Source organism: Parendozoicomonas sp. Alg238-R29, assembly GCF_947331445.1.
Classification (GTDB): Bacteria; Pseudomonadota; Gammaproteobacteria; order Pseudomonadales; family Endozoicomonadaceae; genus Sansalvadorimonas.
In genome coordinates this window covers 1-3,888 of the sequence record NZ_CAMZOG010000156.1, presented here as the reverse complement: position 1 = coordinate 3,888, position 3,888 = coordinate 1, and the positions used below count along the sequence as shown (strand labels likewise).

General features: G+C 42.4%; 2 protein-coding genes. Both read right to left on the bottom strand.

What is annotated here, in order from left to right:
* Nucleotides 1-155 precede the first annotated feature (155 nt).
* Nucleotides 156-833: an IS6 family transposase gene (locus QMA35_RS20945; protein WP_281649090.1), complete on the bottom strand. Its 678-nt coding sequence runs from the start codon at nt 831-833 to the stop codon at nt 156-158.
* 104 nt (nt 834-937) lie between these two features.
* Nucleotides 938-3,391: a hypothetical protein gene (locus QMA35_RS20940; RefSeq protein WP_281649089.1), complete on the bottom strand. Its 2,454-nt coding sequence runs from the start codon at nt 3,389-3,391 to the stop codon at nt 938-940.
* Between the last annotated feature and the right edge of the window lie 497 nt (nt 3,392-3,888).

The window sequence follows — 3,888 nt, the reverse complement described above, 5'->3', positions numbered from 1 at the left end:
CACCCACTGCACTGACGGCATCAGGATGGGGTGTCGGATGTAAACGGAATCAGTGGCCGGATGCTCCGGAATACGCAGTTAGATAGCGATATTTGAATACACGGTTCTGTTGCAAGCTTTCAGATAAATCAAAAGTCATTATTCTCCAGACACAATTATGCCGTCAAAGAGTAAAAATACTCCCACGGCTTCGTTGACTCAGAATCTGAATATTGGCCTTTTCTCAGCATATGAGAAAACTCAATACCAGCGAGTGTCGCCTTGGCAGAATAGAAAGCCTTAAACTGCATCATGGGGCGGGTAATCTGTTTCACAAATCGATGATCCTGCTCCACAATGTTGTTCAGGTATTTGCTTTGGTAAATGGTGATCTTTGGCTCTTTATCCTTGAGTGTTGTGTTGATAGAAGTGAGAGCAGATATATTGCTGCCGCTTTTATCTATGCTCACCTTTTCTGGTTGTCCATGTTGGGGGATAGCCTTACGGAAAAAGGCCTTGGCAGCTTTTTTATCTCGCTTTTTGGTAAGAAGAAAATCAACAGTATTTCCTTCTTGATCGACAGCACGATACAGGTAGCAGTCACGACCTTTGATCTTGATATAGGTTTCATCCATACGCCACGATCTTTTCACGGCAGGTTTCTGTTTTCGATGCAGAGCTTCAAGTTGAGGAGCGTACACGATCACCCAGCGGTTGATAGTTGTGTGATCGACTGTGATACCCCGCTCCGCAAAAATTTCCTTAATCATACGCAGACTGAGAGGATAGGTGATATACCAGCGAACAGCCTGCAGAATGATATCTTTGGGGAAATGGCGGCCGGAAAACTTCATCCGTGAAAGCTCAGAAGTGAGAGGGGTTGCGGATTCTGGCTGGTATGGTTTGAGTTTGCAACAGAACCCCTGCTTGTACGTCATTGTACAATTGAGTGACGCACCTATTGTTTTACTCCAGCATCTTGGCGTACACCCGCGCGGTACATCAAATATGCGTTTACGTGTGGGGCGTAGTGTTGACGTAAAGTATCCAATGATTGAATCGCCTGACTATCCCATGTTTTCTTATCTCCTGAGAACCAACCACTAATAGGCTTATAATTACCTGTTAATGGTTGTTTTTTATGTGTTGTAAATGTGCCACCTGCCAGAAGTGCAAGGAATTCGACAGTGCCCTTTGTACAAGATATGTGAGGGGGAGATGTAGACTGAAAATGGTCAGTAGCCTGTTTTATGCTGCTAAGGTTCCGAGCCAGTTTTACAACATTCTCTTTTTTTAGTTTAGCTGTTTTCGGTATGCTCTCCCAGCTATTAAGTGTGTTGAGAACAGCTGTTGTCTCTTTAAAATGTACCGGTATTACTGGTGACCTTTGCGTTTGGAGTATAACTTGTTGCGGGAGAGCCTGAGCTTGCAGCTGGGTTATTAATGATATTAACCATTCTGGTAGATTTTCCAGACCCGTACGGTGTGCTTGGGCAATATATTCGGAAACGACTAGTTGAGGAAGGTTGGCTGCGGCGGCTATAACGGTTGGTAGTTCTTTCGTTGGTGGTTCGATGGTTTCAGCATATCGTAAAAAATAATCTATGTAAGTGGCAAGGAATAGATACGGAAGATAGTTGTGTGTATTAACCACCAGCTTTTGAATAGCCCCCACAGTGTTAACTTGTTTTCCATTTATAGTGATGAGATGAGGGAGGCTGTCCAATCCCTGTGCGCACATTGTTGTAAGTTCCTGCAGGCGAATAGTATGCCTTTGCAGTACACTTTTACTCCAATACACTTCTTTCGGGATATGGCCATATTCACCATAATAAACTGCATGGTGTGGGTTTTCGAGATAATAGAAATTGAGTAAGTTGGCTGATTGAATAGCGTTACAGGCTTTTTCAGGATCTACAGCTACTGAATGATTGCGGTTGTTTTCGTCTATAAGGTTAATGCCAAATGTATCGTAAATATCAAGCCATTCAGTCAGTGCTTGCGCTGGCTGGTGAAAAACTTTAAACACCTCAGAGATAGCTTTGCGAACCAGTAAGTCGTCAGGCTGAGCCTTGAAAAGCCTTACAATAGCAGGAGATAAGGTAGAAAAAAGGTGGTTTAGTTTTAAGTTGCGTGTTGATGATTTGAAAAGGGCTTCAATAATATTGAGTACCCATCTGGGCTGATCTTGTCCTGCTGACTGGCTAAATAGAATAAAACTAAGGCCATATAGGAAGTTTGCACTACACATAGAATGATCAAGTGGATCTGAGTCTTGATATGTCGGGTTGATATGTTCGCAAGATACTCGATGATCTGATGTATGACTACTCGAAAAAACTGCATCACTGGAATATGACGTTTGTGCTGATAGCGAGGAGCTTTCTTTTGTGATGTGTAAAGCATTTAAGCCCGCCGCTACTTGGATAGAGGAGGTAAGATTGGACGAAAAGTTTTTGTTTTCTACATCTGAAAGGTGTGGTGTTGTATGGATTTTATTTGAGTCATCATTGAGGGAGGCATGACTTTCGTGTCTTTGTTCAGAATCAGGTAAGTTTGTGTCACACAGTGATGAAGATTGCGTTTGATAACCTGATGAAGGGGATGTTAGTGAGAATGTGCTTACATAAAGAGGGTTGGATGTTTGTGTTATAGGATGTTGAGATGGCGAGGCGTGAGAAATCAGACTGTCAGTCCTCATACTAGTAGAAGAATATGATGAAGAAGTCGTTGAGTGTGTTCTTTCTGGCTTGTATTGTAATTCTGTAAGAACAGCTCCTTCAGGTATCTCTTTGATAGCGGTTGGATGGTTTGGAAACCACTTTTCACGAAACGAATCTTTGCTATTTAACTCATCGTATATGTCTTGGGAAGCATTGATAGAAGCTAGTAGTATGAGTTTTTGATCGGTTTCCGTGTAGAGATGGAGTGTATAACTGTCCTTTACTTGGCTGTTTCTCTGGATGGCTATATAGGATATATCCCTACTGTTCTTATACTTCAGTGAATCTTGGCTTGGTAAATGATGTTCTTTCCTGCTTCTGTGAATTGGGGCTTGAGGAAATATTTCTACATGATTCGTAGGGGCAGTAATAAATAACTGATGAGCCGCTTTTCTTTCAGATGCCTCATAAATTGCATTGAATGAGAGTTCTTCTCCAGCGAGGCTCCCTTCACTGTCTTTTTCGTTATCAGTGTCAACAAGATCGAAGAATATTCCGTAACTATCAGAGTATGCATCATGTTGGTTATTGTAATAAATAACTCTCACAGTGTACCCCCCATCTGCATACGCCTGGGTAGGGAGAATAATAAAAAACGCAGCAAAAATCAGAGCCCCCAATAAACCCTGTAAGTGGATTAGATAGCAGGAGGCCGTTCGCAAGTGCTGATTGTGATTGAGGTTCTTCATCACATTCTCTCGTGAAGTATTATCCCTCCCAATGGTTATTATTCTTATGGGGCGAGTAGAGCTTATTGTTCAGTGTCGATATCAAAGCAGAAAGGCTAGCTGAACTTTATAAATATGTAGAAAATATTTTTCGAGGGTACTGCTAGGTACTGCTAAGGGTACTGCTAGGTACTACTAAAGGGTGAAATGAGTCATACGTCCGATTCAGAAAATAATCTACACCTGACGTATAGCTGGAAGGAAATGGTAAAAGGAGGTGTCAATGCCCCAGGGAAAATGGGGGAAATGGTGGGGGAAATCGGGGAAATCGGGAAATGGGGTCGGAGTGAATAAAGACCGGCTAGTTGGATTTGTTGAGAGTGTAAATCTAACTGTGTCTCTGCCGTTGTTAAACAAATCCAACTAGCCGGTCTTCAAATTCAATCATGAATCTGTTCAAGGCCGGTTTCCAGTTCCTGATCGGCATAGTCCATTTCTTGGATGCATCCATGATCGCA

Coding starts and splice junctions, on each gene's coding strand:
- QMA35_RS20940 (WP_281649089.1), bottom strand. CDS start 3,391: ATGAAGAACCTCAATCACAATCAGCACTTGCGAACGGCCTCCTGCTAT.
- QMA35_RS20945 (WP_281649090.1), bottom strand. CDS start 833: ATGAAGTTTTCCGGCCGCCATTTCCCCAAAGATATCATTCTGCAGGCT.